The 20,295-nt window shown below is 40.4% G+C and carries 19 protein-coding genes; 7 read left to right on the top strand and 12 right to left on the bottom strand.

Annotated elements, in window-relative coordinates:
• Positions 1 to 7: 7 nt before the first annotated feature.
• Positions 8 to 2,044, bottom strand: a complete 2,037-nt coding sequence (locus DVB69_RS12090; RefSeq protein ID WP_116019554.1) for a catalase — start codon at positions 2,042 to 2,044, stop codon at positions 8 to 10.
• A 158-nt stretch (positions 2,045 to 2,202) separates the two neighbouring features.
• On the opposite strand from DVB69_RS12090, the gene thpR reads away from it, so the two are divergent.
• Both thpR and DVB69_RS17705 read left to right on the top strand, forming a co-directional pair.
• Positions 2,203 to 2,766, top strand: a complete 564-nt coding sequence (thpR, locus tag DVB69_RS12085; RefSeq protein WP_116019359.1) for an RNA 2',3'-cyclic phosphodiesterase — start codon at positions 2,203 to 2,205, stop codon at positions 2,764 to 2,766.
• A gap of 48 nt (positions 2,767 to 2,814) precedes the next feature.
• Positions 2,815 to 2,982: a hypothetical protein gene (locus tag DVB69_RS17705; RefSeq protein WP_199562859.1), complete on the top strand. Its 168-nt coding sequence runs from the start codon at positions 2,815 to 2,817 to the stop codon at positions 2,980 to 2,982.
• A gap of 37 nt (positions 2,983 to 3,019) precedes the next feature.
• On the opposite strand, the gene DVB69_RS12080 is transcribed toward DVB69_RS17705, so the two are convergent.
• The 3 genes from DVB69_RS12080 to DVB69_RS12070 all read right to left on the bottom strand — a co-directional run bounded on the left by DVB69_RS12080 (position 3,020) and on the right by DVB69_RS12070 (position 6,609).
• Positions 3,020 to 4,708 carry a methyl-accepting chemotaxis protein gene (locus tag DVB69_RS12080; protein ID WP_116019358.1) on the bottom strand — a complete coding sequence of 563 codons (1,689 nt, stop codon included), beginning with the start codon at positions 4,706 to 4,708 and terminating at the stop codon, positions 3,020 to 3,022.
• 105 nt (positions 4,709 to 4,813) lie between these two features.
• Positions 4,814 to 5,497, bottom strand: a complete 684-nt coding sequence (locus DVB69_RS12075; RefSeq protein WP_116019357.1) for a GNAT family N-acetyltransferase — start codon at positions 5,495 to 5,497, stop codon at positions 4,814 to 4,816.
• On the bottom strand, positions 5,494 to 6,609 hold the full coding sequence (locus DVB69_RS12070; RefSeq protein ID WP_116019356.1) for a mandelate racemase/muconate lactonizing enzyme family protein: 1,116 nt from the start codon (positions 6,607 to 6,609) through the stop codon (positions 5,494 to 5,496). The genes DVB69_RS12075 and DVB69_RS12070 overlap by 4 nt, the downstream gene beginning before the upstream one ends.
• Before the next feature lie 85 nt (positions 6,610 to 6,694).
• On the opposite strand from DVB69_RS12070, the gene DVB69_RS12065 reads away from it, so the two are divergent.
• Entirely contained in the window at positions 6,695 to 7,936 is a 1,242-nt protein-coding gene (locus DVB69_RS12065) for an HTH domain-containing protein (protein ID WP_116019355.1), read from the top strand.
• Between the two features lie 56 nt (positions 7,937 to 7,992).
• On the opposite strand, the gene nhaC is transcribed toward DVB69_RS12065, so the two are convergent.
• Positions 7,993 to 9,471 carry a Na+/H+ antiporter NhaC gene (gene nhaC, locus DVB69_RS12060; protein ID WP_116019354.1) on the bottom strand — a complete coding sequence of 493 codons (1,479 nt, stop codon included), beginning with the start codon at positions 9,469 to 9,471 and terminating at the stop codon, positions 7,993 to 7,995.
• Positions 9,472 to 9,694: 223 nt separating this feature from the next.
• Between nhaC and DVB69_RS12055 the strand changes: the two genes are divergently transcribed.
• Positions 9,695 to 10,558: a YitT family protein gene (locus tag DVB69_RS12055; protein ID WP_116019353.1), complete on the top strand. Its 864-nt coding sequence runs from the start codon at positions 9,695 to 9,697 to the stop codon at positions 10,556 to 10,558.
• 54 nt (positions 10,559 to 10,612) lie between these two features.
• Here DVB69_RS12055 and DVB69_RS12050 read toward each other — a convergent pair whose 3' ends face one another.
• The 7 genes from DVB69_RS12050 to DVB69_RS12020 form a co-directional block, all read right to left on the bottom strand.
• Complete coding sequence (locus tag DVB69_RS12050) at positions 10,613 to 11,422, bottom strand: class I SAM-dependent methyltransferase (RefSeq protein WP_116019352.1); 810 nt, start codon at positions 11,420 to 11,422, stop codon at positions 10,613 to 10,615.
• Positions 11,423 to 11,668: 246 nt separating this feature from the next.
• Positions 11,669 to 12,961: an ABC transporter permease gene (locus tag DVB69_RS12045; RefSeq protein WP_116019351.1), complete on the bottom strand. Its 1,293-nt coding sequence runs from the start codon at positions 12,959 to 12,961 to the stop codon at positions 11,669 to 11,671.
• Entirely contained in the window at positions 12,958 to 14,058 is a 1,101-nt protein-coding gene (locus tag DVB69_RS12040) for an ABC transporter permease (protein WP_116019350.1), read from the bottom strand. The genes DVB69_RS12045 and DVB69_RS12040 overlap by 4 nt, the downstream gene beginning before the upstream one ends.
• Positions 14,055 to 14,939: an ABC transporter ATP-binding protein gene (locus tag DVB69_RS12035; protein ID WP_116019349.1), complete on the bottom strand. Its 885-nt coding sequence runs from the start codon at positions 14,937 to 14,939 to the stop codon at positions 14,055 to 14,057. The genes DVB69_RS12040 and DVB69_RS12035 overlap by 4 nt, the downstream gene beginning before the upstream one ends.
• A gap of 220 nt (positions 14,940 to 15,159) precedes the next feature.
• Positions 15,160 to 15,717, bottom strand: coding sequence for an isochorismatase family protein (locus DVB69_RS12030; RefSeq protein ID WP_116019553.1), 558 nt, complete (start codon positions 15,715 to 15,717; stop codon positions 15,160 to 15,162).
• Between the two features lie 139 nt (positions 15,718 to 15,856).
• A complete protein-coding gene (locus DVB69_RS12025) occupies positions 15,857 to 16,180 on the bottom strand; it encodes a pentapeptide repeat-containing protein (protein ID WP_370452972.1) in 324 nt (107 codons plus the stop codon).
• A gap of 123 nt (positions 16,181 to 16,303) precedes the next feature.
• Entirely contained in the window at positions 16,304 to 16,846 is a 543-nt protein-coding gene (locus DVB69_RS12020; RefSeq protein WP_116019348.1) for a DUF3267 domain-containing protein, read from the bottom strand.
• A 480-nt stretch (positions 16,847 to 17,326) separates the two neighbouring features.
• Here DVB69_RS12020 and DVB69_RS12015 point away from each other — a divergent pair, with 480 nt between their 5' ends.
• The 3 genes from DVB69_RS12015 (at position 17,327) to DVB69_RS12005 (ending at position 20,280) form a co-directional block, all read left to right on the top strand.
• On the top strand, positions 17,327 to 17,662 hold the full coding sequence (locus DVB69_RS12015) for a DUF5658 family protein (RefSeq protein WP_116019347.1): 336 nt from the start codon (positions 17,327 to 17,329) through the stop codon (positions 17,660 to 17,662).
• An 80-nt stretch (positions 17,663 to 17,742) separates the two neighbouring features.
• Complete coding sequence (locus DVB69_RS12010; protein WP_116019346.1) at positions 17,743 to 19,695, top strand: elongation factor G; 1,953 nt, start codon at positions 17,743 to 17,745, stop codon at positions 19,693 to 19,695.
• 15 nt (positions 19,696 to 19,710) lie between these two features.
• Positions 19,711 to 20,280 carry an SLOG family protein gene (locus DVB69_RS12005; protein ID WP_116019345.1) on the top strand — a complete coding sequence of 190 codons (570 nt, stop codon included), beginning with the start codon at positions 19,711 to 19,713 and terminating at the stop codon, positions 20,278 to 20,280.
• Positions 20,281 to 20,295: the final 15 nt, after the last annotated feature.

Genomic DNA, 20,295 nt, shown 5'->3' with positions numbered 1-20,295 from the left:
CCTATTATTAAAAGATGTTTCTTTCCCAAAAGCGTTGTTTTGCTAACGCTGTTATATAGGCTTGGTTAAAGTCAGCCTCATTTTTCTCAACAATGATTCCTGGACCTTCATGGACAGATGTCTTCGGGATATACCGTGATCCATTTTTTGTAAAGGCAATCGGTTTGAAATGCTTCCATGGCTGTTCAATATAGTTTTGCATGTTACTGTCAAATTCTGCTGGATTACTCGATGAGCCACCGCCTACTAAAATACTGTCATACAAAACAGGGGATGTAGTTAAAAATGTCTGATTTGCAATAGCAGTTTTCCCTCCTGTACCTTTAACTGTACCTAGAGTTCCACTAACAATATCGATTGTGACGCCTGCGTTACGGAGTGATCTAGCAGCACTTCCAATGACTGTGCTATCAAATCCTTCACCTATCAAAATTGCTACTTTCAATGTTGCTGGAACGAAAACCGTGTTCTTCATGCTCAGTGCTGGAGATGATGCCGTCATATCAGTCGGGGTACATTCTGGACGTTTAACTCCTACAGCAGTTGCAATTGCGGCTGAGAGCCCACTATCGACGTTACAAAACATATCTACAACTTGTTGTCGCACAGATTGACTTTTCACTTTACCTACTTCGAAACTGAAGGCGTCAATGATATGTTGTTTCTCATAAGGCGCCATGCTGTTCCAGAATAACCTCGCTTGGGAGAAATGATCTTCAAACGTTGGACTGTTCGCACGGATGACATGCCCATCTACTTTTTCTTGATAATGTCCATATCCACCTTTTTCTACTGGCGTGGGGGATGGTGTATTATCCGCGAGGGAGTTTTTATGATAACTGACTTGACCAACGTCGATACGCTGTCTACTGAACCCATCTCTCTGATTGTTGTGAAATGGACATACTGGACGATTAATAGGAATTTCCGCGAAGTTTGGTCCGCCTAGGCGAAGTAATTGTGTATCAAGGTAGGAAAACAATCTACCTTGCAATAAAGGATCATTCGTAAAATCGATACCTGGCACCACGTTACCTGGATGAAATGCCACTTGCTCAGTCTCTGCAAATACGTTATCGACATTTCGATTCAACGTCATCGTACCGATCAATTGAACTGGCACGATTTCCTCTGGCCATAGTTTTGTTGCGTCTAAAATGTCAAAGTCAAACATGAACTCATCTTCTTCTCGTATAAGCTGGACGCCTAGATCATATTCAGGGTAGCTTCCGGCATTAATGGTGTCCCATAAGTCACGACGTTGAAAGTCTGGATCTTTGCCGCCAATTATTTGAGCTTCATCCCATACAAGCGAGTGCATACCTAATTTGGGTTTCCAATGAAACTTTACGAAATGCGCTTTCCCCTCAGCATTGACAAGACGGAAGGTGTGCACACCGAAGCCTTCCATTTTCCTTAAGTTTACAGGAATGGCCCGATCGGACATGAGCCACATAATCATATGAGCAGATTCTTGGTTGTTTGCAACAAAATCCCAAAAGGTATCATGGGCTGTTGCGGCTTGAGGTATTTCGTTTTGCGGTTCAGGTTTTGCTGCATGTATAAGATCAGGGAACTTTACTGCATCTTGTATAAAGAAAACGGGCATATTGTTACCAACTAGATCATAATTTCCTTCTTCTGTATAAAACTTCACAGCAAATCCTCTAACATCCCTTGCTGTATCAAGTGATCCTTTGCTCCCTACAACATTTGAAAATCGTGTAAAAAGGGGCGTTGTGTTGCCAACACCTTGCAAGAATTTCGCAGTCGTAAATTCTTTCATACATTTGTGTAACACAAATTCACCATGTGCAGCATAACCACGGGCATGAACAACACGCTCCGGAATCCGTTCATGGTCGAAATGAGTGATCTTCTCTCTAAGATGAAAGTCTTCCAACAAAGTTGGCCCACGTACTCCTGCTTTTAAAGACTGTTCGTCTCCTGATACTTTAAGACTCTGATTTGTTGTCAATGGTTTCCCCAAATTATTGACACGATATTCTTCTAATTGTCGCTGTTTAGCATTTTTGATATTCATGTCAGGCTGTTCACCATATGATTGTTTCACGAAATCCCCTTCCGTTCATTCGTTTCTCGCTCCTTGATAGTGTATGCAGCGAGACTCGGGCGGGTTACCTATCACATACCTGCATTCTTTTCTTGCTATACTAAGTAACAAGAAAGGAGAGTATACCTATGACACATTATTTTGCAGCTATCTCTGTTCCATTTGACCTTGTCAAAGAAAAAATCACTGCCAGTAGCTTACATTATGAATTATCTACCCATTATAAGGTCATTCCACATCCGGATGACTTACACATCACACTACTCTTTTTCGGCGCTCTCAACCATACCCAACTTGAATTTGTAAAACAAGAAATGCATGCAATAGCAACTAACACGGATGCATTCACGATAGCGTTAAACGGCGTATCATCTTTCGGAAATCCAGCTGGCCCTCGTGTTGTTTATCTTTCTGCTCAACCCACACTTTTGTTAACTGAACTTTATCAACAACTCTCAAAACGGCTGAAATCAGTTTTACAAAAACCGGCGTCCACAGCATACACTCCACACGTTACAATCGCTAAAAAGAAAAAGGATAATTGCTCAGTTCCAATTGAACAAGAACATTTTGAACCTTTGACTTTGGACGTATCCGCGATGATTCTCTATTCGATTACCCCTACAGAGTCTCCTAAGTATTCCCCTGAATCTACATTTTCATTTGTCCATTCTTCTCGTATCGTTGACTGAATTCTGCACATACTTCAGAGGATGAAACCAGATGAAAGGAGCATGATTATGGGACGCGATGAACATACAAAGGGTGGAAATAATGCGGCCTCTCTGCCTCAAACACCAAAAAACCAGAAACTCTCTGCTTCAGAAATGAGAGCAGAAATGGCACGTGAACTCGATAATATCGAGTCGTTAGTGAATCAACGTAAACCAAGTAAAAAACGCACTTAAAAAATCGGCCTCCTATTTAACTAGGAGGCCGATTTTGTTATACCGTAAACTGGTTCATATTTTGCTGCAACTTCTCCGCAAGTTCTGCAAGGACTTGCGCACTCGTTGAAATCTCTTCATTGACTGCAAGTTGTTCGGCTGAAGAGACTCGTGCAGATTCGGCTTCATCCGCAGCCTGTTGGGCTAACGCTTCAATTGAAGTTGCATGATCCACAACATTTTGAATCATGGACTTCATCGTGTCAATTGAAGTTGAAACCATACTTACACGCTCATCCACATCAGATGCGGCTCGTTCGATCTCTTTAAATACTTCACTCGTTCTGCTCGTTACATCGAGCCCTTCTTGCATCTGATTTGCGCTTACTTCTGTTTGTTCAACAGCTTGTTCCACATTTTCAATCATGACCGTAATAAGCTGATCGATTTGAGCTGATGATCGCTTCGATTGCTCTGCCAAGTTCCTGACTTCTTCAGCCACAACTGCAAATCCTTTTCCATGCTCTCCAGCACGTGCCGCTTCAATTGCTGCATTCAGTGCTAGTAGATTGGTTTGGTCCGCTAAAGCTGTAATCATAGATGTCACTCCACGGATATTCTCAGAGTGCCCTGCCATTTCCGTAATCGTTTGTGAGGAGTTCTTCATTAAAGAACTGATAGATATCATTTTAGTAGAGAACGTTGTCAAAGAAGCCGATCCTTCTTGTACTAATTTTGTTACTTGTTCAGAAGAACGTAGCATCTCTTCATTATCAGAAGAAATCGTATCTACAGTGTAAAGAACCTCGCCAATTGCTACATTCGATTCAGATACAAGTAATTGCTGGTCCGTACTGGCCTGGAGACTTTGCTTTGAGATACTTGCAACCGTTTCTGATGCTGCCAAGCTTTCTTCTGCTCCTGCAGATAGTTGTTCAGCTTGTGACGCAAGCTGATGTGCAGAATCTCTTACATGAGTCATAACGGATCTTAAATTGCTTGACATTCCATTAAATGCAGTTGCCATATCCCCAATTTCGTCTTTGTTTTTAACAGTTACCGGTTCAGCCGATAAATCACCTGATGCGATTTGCTGAAACGCTTCGGTCATTTTGCCAACAGGACGAGCAATCATCCGACTAATTATCCGTGCAATAACAATTCCAGCAACTACTGCGAGAACCGCCATTCCGATAATCAGAAGTTTTACTGTTTGAATGGATTTCTCTAATTCTAGCTCCGCCTTGCTGCGCGCTTTTTCTTGAGCAGTGATCAATTCAGAAATCTGGCCAGCCATCACATCCTGATAGAGGGAGGCTTGTGAAGAAATCTCGATTCCCCGCTCTTTTGACTCGACTTGATAGCCTTTTATGGCTTTATCCGTTAACTCATCATAACTTGTCGAGGAGCTAATGATATCCGCAAGCAGTTCTTTGTTTTTCTTGGTATGTAGCATCTTCTCTAGTGTTTCCGACTTCTCTTTAAACTCTTTAATGAGTGTTTCTCGGCTTTCTAAATACGAGAGCTGATCAAAAATCATATAACCACGAATTTCGTTTGACTTTTGACTTTGTATCGCATTCAGTTGTTCCAGTAGCATCACTTTCTGGATACGATCGTTAATAAGCACTTTATACTCACGATCCAAAGTGGTTAGCGCCCAAAAGCTAGCTGTTCCCATGAACGCCATAATGATCAATACAGCTAGAAAACCAAACCACAGTCTTTTCCCAACAGTCATTCTCATAATATATACCCACCCGCCTATAGTCGAATAGATTTAGTATATCGTACTTATAGATAGGCGTATAGGTCTACTTAGGAAAATGAAAAATAATTCATATAGTCCTAATTATATCATTTTTCTATAAACCACGGTATATCCTTCCTCACATGCTTGAATAGAAGTTCCAATCCAACCGGATTGTAAAAGTTTCTGCTGCTCTTCGTTTTCTCCCATTCCTACTTCAATTGAAGTGTCATCTGAAACCATCACTTCAGTAACTAGACTTTTCATCATAATATAACGGGTGAGCGTCTCGTATTTCACACTAAGGGCTGCAATATGCATCCCAAGTTCAAATTTGTCTTTAATGCTCGCAATATTGAAAGGGGCAACTGTCGTGCAGACAAACTTATACTGATTTGTATCGATTTCTTCCATCACGATTTTACCGAGCTGTCGCTGTAATCCGTTCCCTCGAAAAGCTGGATCGACATTCGTGATTTCTGAATACAGCACGGAACTCCACAGTTCATGTGGAATGCCTGCATCTTTTCCTAAGTGTTCTGGATCTTCACCTGGATCGAGTAGGGCGCGAAAAGCAATAAGATTTCCTTCAGCACGTACCCCGACAAGCACTCCGGTTCCTTCTAAAATATATTTAAAATCCTCGTTTGTTAGCGGTTGCAAAAATGTTTTCTCGGATAAATGCTCGATGACTTTCGTTTGCAACTGCGTGATTTCAGGTAAATCACTCTCCGTTAACTTGATGACTGGTAGTGAGGTTCCGTCTTTCAGTGTTACCTGTTTCATACTGACACCACTTTTTCACTGAACACAGTAAGTTCTGCCAACACTGATTCATCGATTTCAATACCGAGACCTGGCTGTTCGTTCAAACGAATGAATGGAACATCGTATTGTAGATTTCCAACATCTTTGCTAAATTTCAGAGGTCCCGTCAATTCAACACTGGACATCGCTTTTTGAGAGAATGCGACGTGGAACCCTGCTGCTGATCCGATAGATGACTCGACCATTGAGCCTACTTGACAATCGATTCCCGCCATTTCTGCCATGTGTGCGAGTTTCATAGCAGGATACATGCCACCACATTTCATCAACTTAATATTCACTTTGTCTGCTGCGCGTTTTGCGATGATTTCACGCATTTCACGTACGCCGCGTAGGCCTTCATCTGCCATCAATGGGGTTGCACACTTCGATTTCACTTCGACCAATCCATCGATATCATCTGCTTTAACGGGTTGTTCTAGCCAATCAAGATGACAATCTTCTAGTTGTTTCATCGCTTGAAGCGTCGTGGAACTGTTGACCCAACCTTGGTTCACATCCACTCGTATGGCGATAGAATCTCCAACGCGATCTCGAACTGCTTGAATGCGTTTCACGTCTTCGGATGGATTTGTTCCGACTTTCATTTTAAACGACTTATAACCCGCTTCCATGCGTTGAGCTGCCTCTTCCGCCATCACTTCAGGCTCTCCGATGCTTAACACGTGTGTAATTGGGAATTCCTTATGATAACGGCCACCAAGTAACTGATAGGCTGGTATTCCAAGATCTTTGCCAACGGCATCGAAACATGCGATGTCGATCGCCGCTTTCGCAGTGGGAACTCCGTAAATTTCTTTGTCCATCGCTTCATGAAGTCGTTCAAACTCACCCGGATTGAGTCCGATAACTGCTGGAGCTAGTGTATGACGGAGCACAGCAAACGTGCCTTCCCAACTCTCTCCTGTGACATGGTCATCCGCGACCGCCTCCCCATATCCAACAACTCCAGTGTCAGTCGTAAGTTTCACAATAATCGAAGGCATGTCATCATACGTTGCATAACTAATGACGAATGGTTCGTGAAGTGGCAGTCTAATAGCAAAAATCTCAATTTCTTTAATTTTCATATAAATTCCCCTTCCTGCTTGGCAAGTACTAGTTTTCATTGTATCATTGTCGTTAATTAGTCGCTAATTAAAAAGGTGGTAGAAGATGAGAACAAAAGTCGCGATATTTGGATCAGAAGAATTTTGCCAACGTGCTTTACAGTTTACCGAACAACGCAGTGATATCATTTTAGATTTGTATCCATATACCATTCCTAGTGAAGCACCTGACCTTTTGAAAAAGTTACTTCCTTGTGACGCTATCCTTTTTTCGGGATCTCTTCCTTATGTCGCTTCGACTGACGTCCTGCAATCGATTCCTGTACCTGCCATCTATCTCAAACAAGATGAAACTGAAATTACAACTACCTTACTTGCAATTTCAATACACCACTCGTTGGAACTAGAAAAAATGTCCATAGACGTGCGTGATTGTAGCGTTTTAGAGAACGTTTTAGCAGATATTAAGGCTGATGAACAACGCCCTCTAACTTATCAGTTAGAAAAAAATTATGTGCTAGAAGAAGTTGTACAATTCCATGCATCGGCTTATGCAAATTCCCCTTCAAATGTGGCTGTTACAAGTGTACACGCGGTTTACGATCGCTTAACTGAACAAGGAATTCCTGTTTTTAAAATGATCAGTGTGAAAAGTTCTTTTTTAAAAACGATTGACCGTGTTTGCCAAGAAGCACTTTTACAAAAAAGCGAGACGTCAAAAATCGCTGCAGGTATTTTAGATAATTCTATTCTGACAACTGAAGTGAAGGACATTTATAAAAGGCTCGCACAGGTGTTGCACGCTCATTGTATCCATTCAGAAGAGGGGTTCTTGTTTTACACAACTCAAGGTGCTATACAATCTGCGCTCCACACCCCTCTATTTCAACAGCTCGCTGTCCAAGTGAGCGGACAATTGGCTTTCGGTAGTGGCCGGACACTTACCGCTGCGAAGGAAAACGCTGTCAGTGCCCTCCGATATATGCAAACCGAACACAACGCTGGGCCCTATTTGTTGGATGAGAAGAAAGAGCTACATAATCTCATTCAAACCAATGGTAGCGCAATTGAATTGAGAGTGATTGAACCTATCCTCACCGAAATTGCTGAAAAAACAGCTCTAAGTCCGGCGGTCTTATCCAAACTTGTTACATTCGGACAAAGCCAGCAGTCTACTCAATTCACTGCTAACGATTTAGCGAGTCACCTTGGTGTTTCCCGTCGGACGGCAGAACGAACGATTAAAAAATTATTAACTAGTGAATATGTAAACACAGTCGGTGAAGAGATGACGTATCGTCAAGGGAGACCCCGCGCTGTCTATGAGCTGAACTTTCCGGTATATTAACGAAAAGGCTGTCCAGTGGATCAGTTATCACCTGATCTACTGGACAGCCTCTCTTTTTAAGAATGGACGGGCACTTGTTGCTCTTCTTCTAACGAATTCCCTTGTAATTTCTTTTCTTCCTCATCCACGCGTTGTCTTTCTTCTGCGGACATTTTCACAATAGAGAATCCAGTTAACGCATAAATAATGGACAGAATCGGTACGACAAAGTTAATGATTGCGTATGGTCCGTATTCTGTCACTCCAACACCCAATGTTCCGAGGATGAAGACACCACACGTGTTCCATGGGATGAATACAGACGTTAATGTTCCCCCATCTTCAAGTGCTCGGGATAAGTTTTTCGAACTGAGACCTTTGTCTTTATAGGCTTTACTGAACATACGTGAAGGGACAACAATCGAAATATATTGTTCAGAACACGTTGCATTCGTCATAACACATGCACCAATCGTTGAGATGATGAGGGATGATGTCGACTTCACAACTTTCATAAGCTGATCCATAATCGCTTTCAACATGCCGGAATACTCTAAGATTCCGCCGAACGTCATCGCAACAATAGTCATTGAAACGGTATACATCATCGAGTCCAAACCGCCACCGTCAAACAAATTATCTACAAGCTCATTCCCGGTTTTAATAGAGAACCCTTCTTGTAGAGCCACCAATGCTTCTGTAACTGATCCGCCTTGAATGAAGATTTGACTTACGAAGCCCATTACAATCCCGACGATCAAAGCTGGAACGGCTGGAACTTTTAACGCTACCATAACGATTACTGCGAGAGGTACGAGTAACAGCCAAGGTGAAATCAGAAAGCTCTCTTTCAAGACTTTAGAAGTTTGAGCGATTTTTTCCATATCAAGGTTTCCATCAGCAAAACGCCTGCCGAGCACAGTAAATACACCGAATGCAATAATGAGCGCAGGGATAGTTGTATACAACATGTGTTTAATATGATCAAAAAGATCCGTACCGGTAAGGCCGGAAGCTAAGTTTGTCGTATCTGAAAGCGGTGACATTTTATCACCGAAATAAGCACCTGAAATGACCGCTCCTGCAACCATACCCGCTGGAATTCCCATGCTGAGTCCGATTCCCATTCCTGCAACACCGATCGTCGCCATGGTAGACCAAGAACTTCCGATTGCGAGAGATACGATCGAACAAATAATCATGATTGCGACTAAGAACCAAGCAGGAGTAATTAACTTTAGTCCATAAAAAATCATCGTTGCGACGATTCCTCCACCCATCCAAGCACCGATTGTGAGTCCGACCAGCATGATGATAACGACTGCCGGAAGTGCTAGGCGAATTCCTTTATACATCATTTCCTCTATTTCTTTCCAATTGAAACCATATTTCCAAGCGACAAGTGATGCAATCGAAGTACCAACGATTAACGGCATATGAGGGCCTTGTTCGAGCCAAACCACTGTGACAAGCATAACGCCAATCATAATGACTAACGGTAGGATCGCCATCCAAAAATTAATCTCCCGTTTTTCTCTAGTTTTTCTCTGTTCCATTTGGAACCACCCCCAGTAAAATGTCAGACTAGCACTAACTGTCGCTTAATAGTCGTTAATGGAATAATAAACTCGCTTTTCTGCATTGTCAATAGTTTTTCTGTAAACGGTTACAATGGTATACTTATTAAATCAGAATGATTCTACACATATCCGCTCCCTCCTTCCCAGATATTGATAATAATCCGGGCACAACTCTATAGAACAAAGGTGGTTACTTCCTATGAAAAAGGAGCATAAAAAGGAGACATTCTGGCACTTTATACTTCGATATTTATTTATCGCGTTTGGCGCTGGCCTAGCCGCAGTTGCATTGGAACTATTTTTAATACCTAACTCTGTCATTGACGGTGGGATTATCGGGATTTCACTGATTATCAATTACTTAACTGATATCCCATTCGGAATTTTGATCCTAATTATTAACTTACCGTTTGTATTTTTCGGGTACAAGCATATCGGGAAAAACTTCTTCCTCTCTTCCACTTTTGCCATCGTATTTTTGGCAGTCATTGAATTTCCATTGAAAGCAGTCGGCCCCTTTGTGACAGACCCCCTACTTGCAACAGCATTTGGAGGAATACTTCTTGGCGCGGGTGTAGGAATTGTCATTCGAAATGGTGGTGCACTGGATGGAACTGAGATATTAGGGATTTTATTGACTAAAAAGATACCTTATTCTGTCGGAGAATTTGTAATGTTCCTGAACATCTTTATCTTCGGCTGGGCAGGTTTTGTTCTCGGGCCTGAAAAAGCAATGTACTCCATTTTGACTTATTACATAGCGGCTAAAGCAATCGACGCGGTAATTCAAGGATTTGACGAGACAAAAGCAGCCATTATCGTTTCGGATGAATTCGAAGAATTAGCTACTGCGATTGGTAAGCGTTTAGGACGGTCTGTGACAAAGTTGCACGGTAAAGGTGGATATAGTGATAACGAAAAAGATGTCATTTATGTAGTGGTGACTCGCCTTGAATTGACCAAGTTGAAAGAGATCGTACACGATATAGACCCTTCCGCATTTACGACCATTATGGATACGCAAGAGACTCACGGTTCCCGGTTTAAGTCCGCAATCCATTGATGCAAAAAAGGGCTGTTCCAAGAAGTCAGAGGAATGACTCTTGCGACAGCCCTTTTATTTTTTTCTACCTATATATAGCAAGTGAGAAGATATACCGAGAACATAAGGATCTGCTGCTCTATCTTTAATTAAAGTAACTATTTTTTCCACCTCTTCTTCCCCCTTATCTCTCCAGTAACTCCAGCTATCATTATTTAATATAGCCCCTACATTTGATCCTATTAATTCCAAAGTTTCAAATCCTTGTTCCTCCATGAAAGGATTAATGTCCTCAATATTAAAGTAGTATGCACCTGTAAAACGTCCTTCATCTGCGTGATTAAAGCAACCTGTCTGGGAAAATTGAATAATGCTATCCATGTTATCATTTGGTTTCCAGTTTAAAGGAGATAAAAGTGATGTAAGTATATGGCGAACTCTTGGCATAAAGGCGACAAAAACAAGTCCGTTCTTTTTTGTAACCCTTTTTAATTCTTTAACTGCTTTTATACGATCCATTTCTTTCTGTAAATGATACATAGGGCCAAGCATTAATGCCGCATCAAACTGTTCATTTTTAATCATATTTAGTTCTTTCGCATCTGCTACATAAAAACCATGAAATTGTCTTTCTAAATTGAGTTCTTTTGCCTTATGTTGTGCAATTTCAACTGACCTTGGTGTAAAATCGGTTAGAGTTACCTGATAACCTTCTTTAGCTAGCTCGATTGAGTATTTCCCTGGCCCAGCACCGTTATCCAGCACATGGCCCGTTTTAGGCATATATTTTTTTATAAATTGCCAGTTTACTTGGAATTCAATTGGTTCTCGATCCAGTCTTCCCCACTCATCAAATTGATTATAATAATTAATTATTTCACTCATAATTTCACTCCTATATTCAATGTTCTATTACTCCAATTCAATAATAAAGGGATAAGTCCTTCTTAATCAAAGTAGCCCTGAGTGAAGTTAAGCGCTTATCCATTAGACGCCCACGTTTCATAATATTAATTTTTATCAGCCAGTTACTTGAAGAATTATAGTACTTAAAATGAAAGCTTATAACACAGAAACTCAAAACTATGTACAGACTGATCACTTATTTATACAAGTGATCAGTCCTTTTCACTAGGCAACTCTTCTGCTTAACCATTGAAACACTAAGAAGTTGATCGTTAGAAATACGATTACTGTTACTGCTAATACACCTACTCCTGACTCAAACGAGAAGGCTGGATTAAACGCTTCTGCAGCAAGCGTTCCATTTAAAACACCATGAATATCTAAGTAGGTGAATGGATTGTATGGAGATGTCTTTAAGAGTATCCATCCAACTGCTGCGGTCCCCCCCGTCAACACCAATGTGCCAATAGCTGATTTTATAAGTAATGAGTAAAGCGTATACAACCCGAGCAAAACCAGCGTTAGTAATACTCCAAGAACAAGCGCTTTCAGAAAATAAGTTTGAAAAGGTATGAAGTGGAACAGATCCGTTTCTGGATTCAGAGCATTAAACTCACTGCCGAATGGATTTTCCTTACCACCTTCATACACAAGCACAGGAAACTGAAAACTTCCAATCCCTTTTGTTAAAAGACTACACAAAAATGGAAGTCCCGTAAGGAATAAAAAGAAACCGACAACCGATATAATTGCACTTCCATAGTTCGCCGTGAACAGCGTAGTTTTTCGTACAGGTTGGGTCATCGCGAAATGCAATCCCCGTTCTTTCCGATTCATCTGTGAGGAAAAACCATTTCCAAACACAAAACAGGAAATGAGCCCAAGCAACGGTAAGTAATATTTAGACATCATCGTATACGTAAAGCCAACGCCTGTTTCAGCATACCGTGTAGTGATTTTCTTCCACTCTTCCACAGCTTTTCCAGTGAACGTATCATAGATTGTCGGCAAATAGGCTGTATAAACTGTTTGTTGAATTAGTGGATCCAAATTCCTCTTCAGCAACCACTCTTTTTCTATCTTGGTTGCACGCAGTGTAAAGTCATTAATTGGTTGTTCCTCGATAATCGTACTTCCTTTTTCATTTATTGCGATCTCCAGGAAATCTAGATCTTGTTGGTAAATTCTTTTCCAGGAACGATTTTGAAAATCAGAAATCAGCTGCTCATAGTTCTCTTGAGATTTCTCCGCGCGGACAATTGCTTCTTTCAATCCCTTGACTGCGCTATCATCCCCTGTACGTTCTGATCGTGCTATTTCTGTACGCGCCTCTTCGGACATTGATGTGAATACGTTTTTGTACTGTTCTGCTTTCAGACTATTTACAGACCGGATGCTTTCAGCAGTATGATAGAAAAAGAGGTACAGAACGATAATTGCTGCTGAGGTTAAAATCGCTGCCGTCCATACCTTTCTTTTCCTAAACAGTTTTTTGCATTCGAACAAGAAGGTTTTCATGAGAGTGCCCTCCTTTTGTCTGCGATGCACGCAAGGATTGTTCCAACGATAGAAAGTCCAGATAGGATCAGTAAACTAATTGGAGAAAGGCTTTTTTGCTGCTCTGCTACCTGAATCGGCTGTTGGTACGTAAACGGATCCCAGACAGATATCACACCGACTGAGGTTACGATCCATCCTCCGATAAAAACCGCTGATACCAGTAGCACAGTTATAATAGCATTTCGCAACATGCTCCCAACAAGTAAAAAGATTGTAAATGAAAACAAGAGGAACAATACACTGTAGATACCTGAATTTACGAGGAGTCCACCTGCCTCATTGAACTGTCCATTAGAATTAGCAAATGGGTAACTGAACAATGACTGTTCTGTACGACCACCTGCATAAGGAAGAGAGAACGAAATCCCATAGATAATTATTAGCCAGACAAACGATGCGAGCCAGTAACTGAAGAGACGACCTATTATTCTCTCTGCCGATGAAACCGGGAGCACACGATTGAACTGCATTGATTTATCATCCCATTCTTTTGTGAAGGCATTACCAATCAGTAAGGTGGCTATTAAGAAGCCAACAGGGCTTAACAGCAAATGAGTCACCTTTTTCATGAACAACGGCTGGGCAATCGATAAATCAAAATCTTCTTTTATCAAGTTGCGCTTTTTTAATTCCTGATTGACTTGTGTGATGTGATCCATTTCTTTTTGGCTCAGAGAAAATGTTCCTAATGCTGATTTGTACTCCGTGGCTATTTGATACACGGTATTTTCGAAACTCAGTTCAGCATTTCCTTCCCTGTTTTCAATGGCATCTTGCAATTCTTTCAATGCTCCAACCAACGCCATACCAATCTCAAGACGCATTTTGGTTTCTGGATCTTCACTCTTTTGAAGAGTTTGCTGATCAGTATCATTTTGCTGGGAAACTTCTGTGAGAAACTTTGAGAAGTACTCAATCTTTTTCGCTGGAATCAAATCTTGTTGTACGACATTGTGTATATACATCCCGGTTATCAGTAAAAAAGTGGCTGCTGCCAATGCCACAAAAAGTTTAAGCCTTCGGATCTTTTTCCATTCAAACATACTGGTTTTCATACGGGTTCTCGTACGTTAAACAGTTCTGCATAACGTTTTTCAGTTCCTGAGATAACTTTTTGAATATCCTGTATACTGATTGTCGCGGCAGCAACTAGATTGAGTAAATCCTGAAATGAGTGGTGTGCCAGCTGAATGTCATACCCTTTGTCCACTTTTTCAAAAGGAAAACTAAATGTCTTCAGCCTTGTTTCCCACTCCTCATTTTGCAACATGGTGAACTGATAGGAGATCATTTCATAGTGTGCCATGTTCTCTTCTAGTAGTTTCCCATCTTTTAGAAACAGCACCTGTCGAGTAACCCGATCAATTTCACTCAAGTTATGCGATGAGAGGATGATTGTTGTACCTTGAGCAGCCAATTCCTTCAAAATATTTCTCACAAGAATCGCACTGGAAGGGTCGAGCCCATTCAAGGGTTCATCCATCAGTAAAATCTTAGGTTTGGAAAGGATGGAAGCCGCGAGCAGCAAATGCTGCTTCATACCAAGCGAATAACTACCCACTCGCTTCTTTAAATAACCTTCCATCCCGACGTAAGCTGCGGTTTCTGCAATTCGATTCTTTGGGAGTTTTTGGACATCACAGACATATTTCAAATGATCGTACCCCGTCAGATAGTCGAACAATACCGAGTTATCCTGTAAATAAGAAACCTCCTTAAAAATCCGATGATCCGTATTGGTTTTTCCAAATAACGTCACCTTTCCAGAACTCGGTTTCAGCAAATTCGCGACAATATTGAGTAATGTCGTCTTACCCGCTCCATTAGGCGCAACTAATGCCCAAATGCCAGCTTCATCAATTGTCAATGAAATCGAGTTTAGGACTACATGGCTTTTATAGGTTTTGGAGATATCCTTTATTACGATTCTGCTCAAATCTACACCCCTTCAATTATATTATTCTGAACATTCTACCTGCAATTATAACAAACCACTATTGTTAATCAATAGTCGATATTGAATAAAAAGGAAATACAAATAGGACTGACTATAAAATATAGCCAGTCTCATTTTCATTCATTGTAATTTTTCCGTATCATTCATGATTCAAATAATTGAATAAGAATTGTCCGATTGAAGAGAATATAAATAAATTTTATCGATAATCATCGTGATTAGGTATAAATAAATCTTCACTCCCATTTCTAACTACTGAAAAATTATCAACATTGTAATGCCCATGCAGGACTTCATTATGATGGTCGATAATCTGCTCGGCAGTGATAGATTGGGAATCTGTTGTTGAGTGACCATCTCCAACTAAGGTCACGTCGAAACCATTGACTGTTGCTGTTCTAATTGCTGTATCGATACAATGCTCCGTCTTGCAACCCATTACAACCAGGTGTTCAACCCTATTAACTTGTAAAAAACCCAATAATGGAGTGCCGTAAAACGAATTTGTTGCCTCTTTATCAAATATCTTTGCCCCTTTAGGTATATCAATATCGGGATGAATCTCGAATCCTTTCCCCTGGCCTTCTGCAACATCTTTATCACGTATGAAAACAACAATACTTTCCGAGACTAATGCCTTTTTCAACACTGAATTAATAGTATCCAACAGATTATCTTTATTGAAGACGCTCATCTCTTTTTCATTACCATCAATTAATTCTTGTTGTGCATCAATGACTAGTAAGGCTTGTTTCAATAAAAAGACTCCTTTTTTATTTAGTATTTTATTTCCACTTACTTTCAAGAATGTTCCCCTTTTACTGAATAGGCGCAATCGCTTATAAAGCTATTTCATCCATTGGTTAAAGAAGCAATTAAAATCAAAGGTGATATTTTCATTCAATTCGATAGTAAGCATCAATAAGCTTTTCTACTGGAACATCATCTATTTTCATACCTGTCACATCACTATTTTGTATTTCTACAATTCTAAGATTACTGTTACTAAATTTACTTCCTTCTAGGTCACACCTATCAAATGAGATTGGCATTTTTCCTTCTCCAAGATTTGTATCAATGAAATTAACCCCACCTAAAGTGCCAAAGATCATCTCACTGTTAGAAAAAAATTTAAATCGGCATATACTGAATTGCTTAGTTGTTTCGATACGTTTTGGTCTGGTTGCGTAATAAAGAAGAATATCAATTGACGATTTCATGTAGTTCAACAAGCGCTCCCATTTGTTGAGGCCTTATTTGAGTGAAGCTATCCGTTTGTAAAAAATATAAAATTAAATGTTTTTTTGCATCACTTATCTTAGACCTTAATTGTAGAAATGCTACTAACTCTTCTCCACTCGATAATAACCTCTGCAAAATACTGAGTTTTTCGGTTTAATGGCAATTAACAATGAATTTATGATATCAGATGCTGAGATTATTAAGTTTATCCAACTTACAAACAATAAAATCGATTTAATATTTCCTGATACAAAGACTGATACAATGGCAGGCATTACGGACAATGCAAAGAAGGGAAGGCTCATGAAGAACCAAAATCTCATTTTAGATAAGACTGCATTTGTATGTATCCAAAAGAATGTACCGCTAAATGTTAAGCTAATATCGCCTTTATTATTTATCACAAGAATGTGAAGGGATTCATGAATGATGAAAACAAAGAGACCTATTAAGATCAGAGAATACGTATCGATACGACTAACCCACGCATCAAGTAATAGAGACATCAGAAAAATAATTATCTGGAGTAAATAAACAAACTTCATATAGTACCTTCGAAACCACTTACTCTTTATGAAAGGAATCCATTCTACCATATCCATACTTATTTTCGGTAAGTGGCGAAACCATATTATCATAATTATCCACTCTCTCTTTTAGTTTGTTCCAACTCAAATTCCTTACCTTATTTTTTCATTCCCCTATGGATAGGTAACAATGAGACACATTAGAATTAAACAAACCGCTATTTTTCTAATTTTATATACACTCCGTAAATCTAACGGTTTGTATAACTTAATAGTTCATCATCCCAGTTAAATTGTATCAAATTCCCAATGAATCTCCTAACCTTATTCACAATATTTAATTTTCACCTTAAAAAACACTTTTGCTAATATGCGAATTGAGTAAAACAGTCTATCTTTTTATTAACACGCATAAGATATTGTATTAAATTTTCATCTCTGCAATAAATTACATTTAAGTTTAGAACCACATAATTACCTATGCTGCCATCTGTTTCAGATAAGCGCATATCTGAGGGATAGAATTTCAGCTCCTTGTATAGACGATCTTTTTGTTATGCATGCTACTAGCAATGCCTATCAGAATGGGGAGTTTCTATGGAAGATGTGAAAAGAATTGAAGGTTTTATTTCAGTTGGTTCGAATCGCTTGCTTTGGCTGCTGTTAGGAATGTCTCTATTCGATGCGCTGGCTACCGATTTCGGATTACGTTTTGAGCTGATTGAGGAAGCGAATCCAGTGATGGACTATGTGTATGAATATAGTGTTTTGGGATTTTATTTTGTAAAGGTTGTATTTCCATTAGTCCTATTTACTTTTCAACCGGTTGTTGCTCGTTCAAGGATCGTGCAAAGACTTCTTCAATTTACAGTTGGACTTTATGCAGTCCTATCTGGATTTCATGTTTTTTGGATATGGTTACACTTGCGATAAAAGACATTCCGTATTTCATCTGAAATCGTGTTGGTGCTATACTGTCCATACAACGACTTAGTGAAATGGCGGGTACATAGATGAAACAAACAATAGGAATTCTTGCGCATGTGGATGCGGGGAAAACAACTTTTTCAGAACAACTTCTTTTCTTGACGAAACAGATACGGGAACGTGGTCGGGTGGATCATCAAGATACTTTTTTGGATAATCATTCGATTGAACGCGCACGTGGAATTACTGTGTTTGCGGAACAGGCGGAGATTGAGTATGAGGGAAGCGCATTTACATTAATCGATACTCCGGGGCATACCGACTTCTCCCCTGAGATGGAACGCGCTGTTCAAGTAATGGACGCTGCGATTATATTAGTGAGTGCTGTTGACGGTGTCCAAGGGCATACAGAACGGGTCTGGCAATTGCTGCGAGATGCAAAGGTTCCCACATTTTTATTTATGAACAAGATGGATCGGGAAACAGCTGATGAAGCTGCCATTATGAACGAACTGCAAGAAGCGTTGTCTGTAAATTGTTTCGACTTGGGACAAATCGCAAATGATGGAACAATGTCTGAAGAATTGGTGGAATGGCTTGCGGAGCGAGATGAAGTGTTACTCAATCAATATTTAGAAACAGGCTATGATGAAACGATTTGGATGGAAACGTTGAAGACACAAGTACAGGACGGAAGAGTCTTTCCGACTGGTAAAGGCTCCGCATTAAAGGACATCGGCATCGAGCCTTTCTTTTCTTCTTTTGTAAATCTCATAGATCGACCAGATACGGACGATGATCGTAAGCCCTTTACCGCATCCGTCTATAAGATTCGCCATGATGAAAATGGACAACGTATTACGTATCTAAAAGTTTCAACCGGAACTCTACACGTACGAGATGAGTTAACGGTGGGTGGCCTTTCTGAAAAAGTGACACAAATCAGGGTGTATAGCGGATCTAAGTTTACAGCAATCTCTGAAGCAACTGCTGGTGATTTGGTTGCTGTAACAGGACTAACAAATGCAACTGCTGGTGACATGATTGGTCTTCAAGACGAACGAAATTCATTCAATTCGATTCCTGCACTTAAAGCCGCTGTCCAGCATGATTCATCCTATTCTAGTAAAGACGTTTGGAACGTATTCAACATGCTCGATGCTGAAGATCCAACACTACATGCGGTATGGAATGAGCATAGCCAAGAAATTGAAATCCGGGTTATGGGTGTGATCCAACTTGAAGTATTGCAACATATTGTCCTTGAACGGTTCAATATGAAAATTACGTTTGGAACTCCCACTATTCTTTATAAAGAAACAATAACTTCGACAGTCACAGGATACGGTCATTTTGAACCGCTAAAACATTATGCCGAAGTACACGTCAAAATGGAACCTGCTGAGCGCGGTTCAGGCATTCACTTTACGTCACGTTGCCATACGGACGCCCTATCCCCTGGTCACCAACGTGTGATTGAAAAGCATTTGTTTGAACGCGACCATCACGGGATCTTAACAGGTTCCCCCCTTACCGATATTTCGGTTACGTTATTAACAGGACGTTCCCATAATGAGCATACCTCTGGTGGCGATTTTAGAGAATCTCTGTTTCGTGCTCTTCGACAAGGTTTGGAACAAGCTGAGAATCTCCTTCTTGAACCTTATTATAAATTTAAGATGAAAATTGATAGTGATCATATTGGACGTGCATTGACAGACATTCAAACGGCTCATGGGAATTTTGATGCACCTGAAACTTCTGGGAACCATACGATTGTAACTGGTCGTGTCCCAGTTGCAACATTCATGAATTATAGTACAGAATTTGCTTCATACACTGGCGGCAAAGGAGTTCTTATTCTGACAATGGATGGATATGGCCATTGTCACAATCCAGAAGAAGTAGGAGAACGCATCGGGTACGACAAATCGGTCGATCCTGATTACTCGTCTTCATCGGTGTTTTGTGCAAAAGGCAAAGGGTACGCGGTCCCCTGGCGAGAAGCTAAAGATGCCATGCATTGTGAAGTCGAGTAGAAAGGAAGAGTTTTTATGAAACGAGTAATTGTTACTGGCTATAAACCCCATGAGCTTGGTATTTTCGATGCCAAGCACCCTGGCATTGCTATTATAAAAAGAGCATTAACAGACAGGCTTCAGGGGCTCGTTGAGAACGGATTGGAATGGGTTATTATTAGCGGTCAGCCTGGGTGTGAAACGTGGGCTGGACAAGTCGTGGATGAGTTAAGAGATACTTTTCCTAGTCTTCAACTAGCACTCATTACCCCCTTTTTAGAGCAGGATAAAAATTGGAATGATGTGAAAAAGCAAGATTACGAAGAGCTTCAGCTTATAGCAGACTATCAAGTGAGTTTGACGAAACGTCCTTATGAAGCGCCATGGCAATTCATCGAGCGGGATAAGTTTTTACTGAGAAATTCGGATGGTTTGCTTGTCGTTTACGACGAAGAGAACGATGGATCGCCGAAGTTCATGAAGCGGATGGCTGAACAATTTGCGGAGCAGCAACCGTATGAAGTCTTAACGATTTCTGCAGATGATTTGCAACTGATTGCAGAAGATATCCAGCGTGCTGAGCAAGATTCCTTTATGGATTTTTAACAAACACAAAAGGCA

The organism is Sporosarcina sp. BI001-red (assembly GCF_003384035.1).
In the GTDB taxonomy this organism is placed as follows: domain Bacteria; phylum Bacillota; class Bacilli; order Bacillales_A; family Planococcaceae; genus Sporosarcina.
Note: the sequence above shows the minus strand (reverse complement) of the source record. Positions and strands in the feature narration are given on the sequence as shown.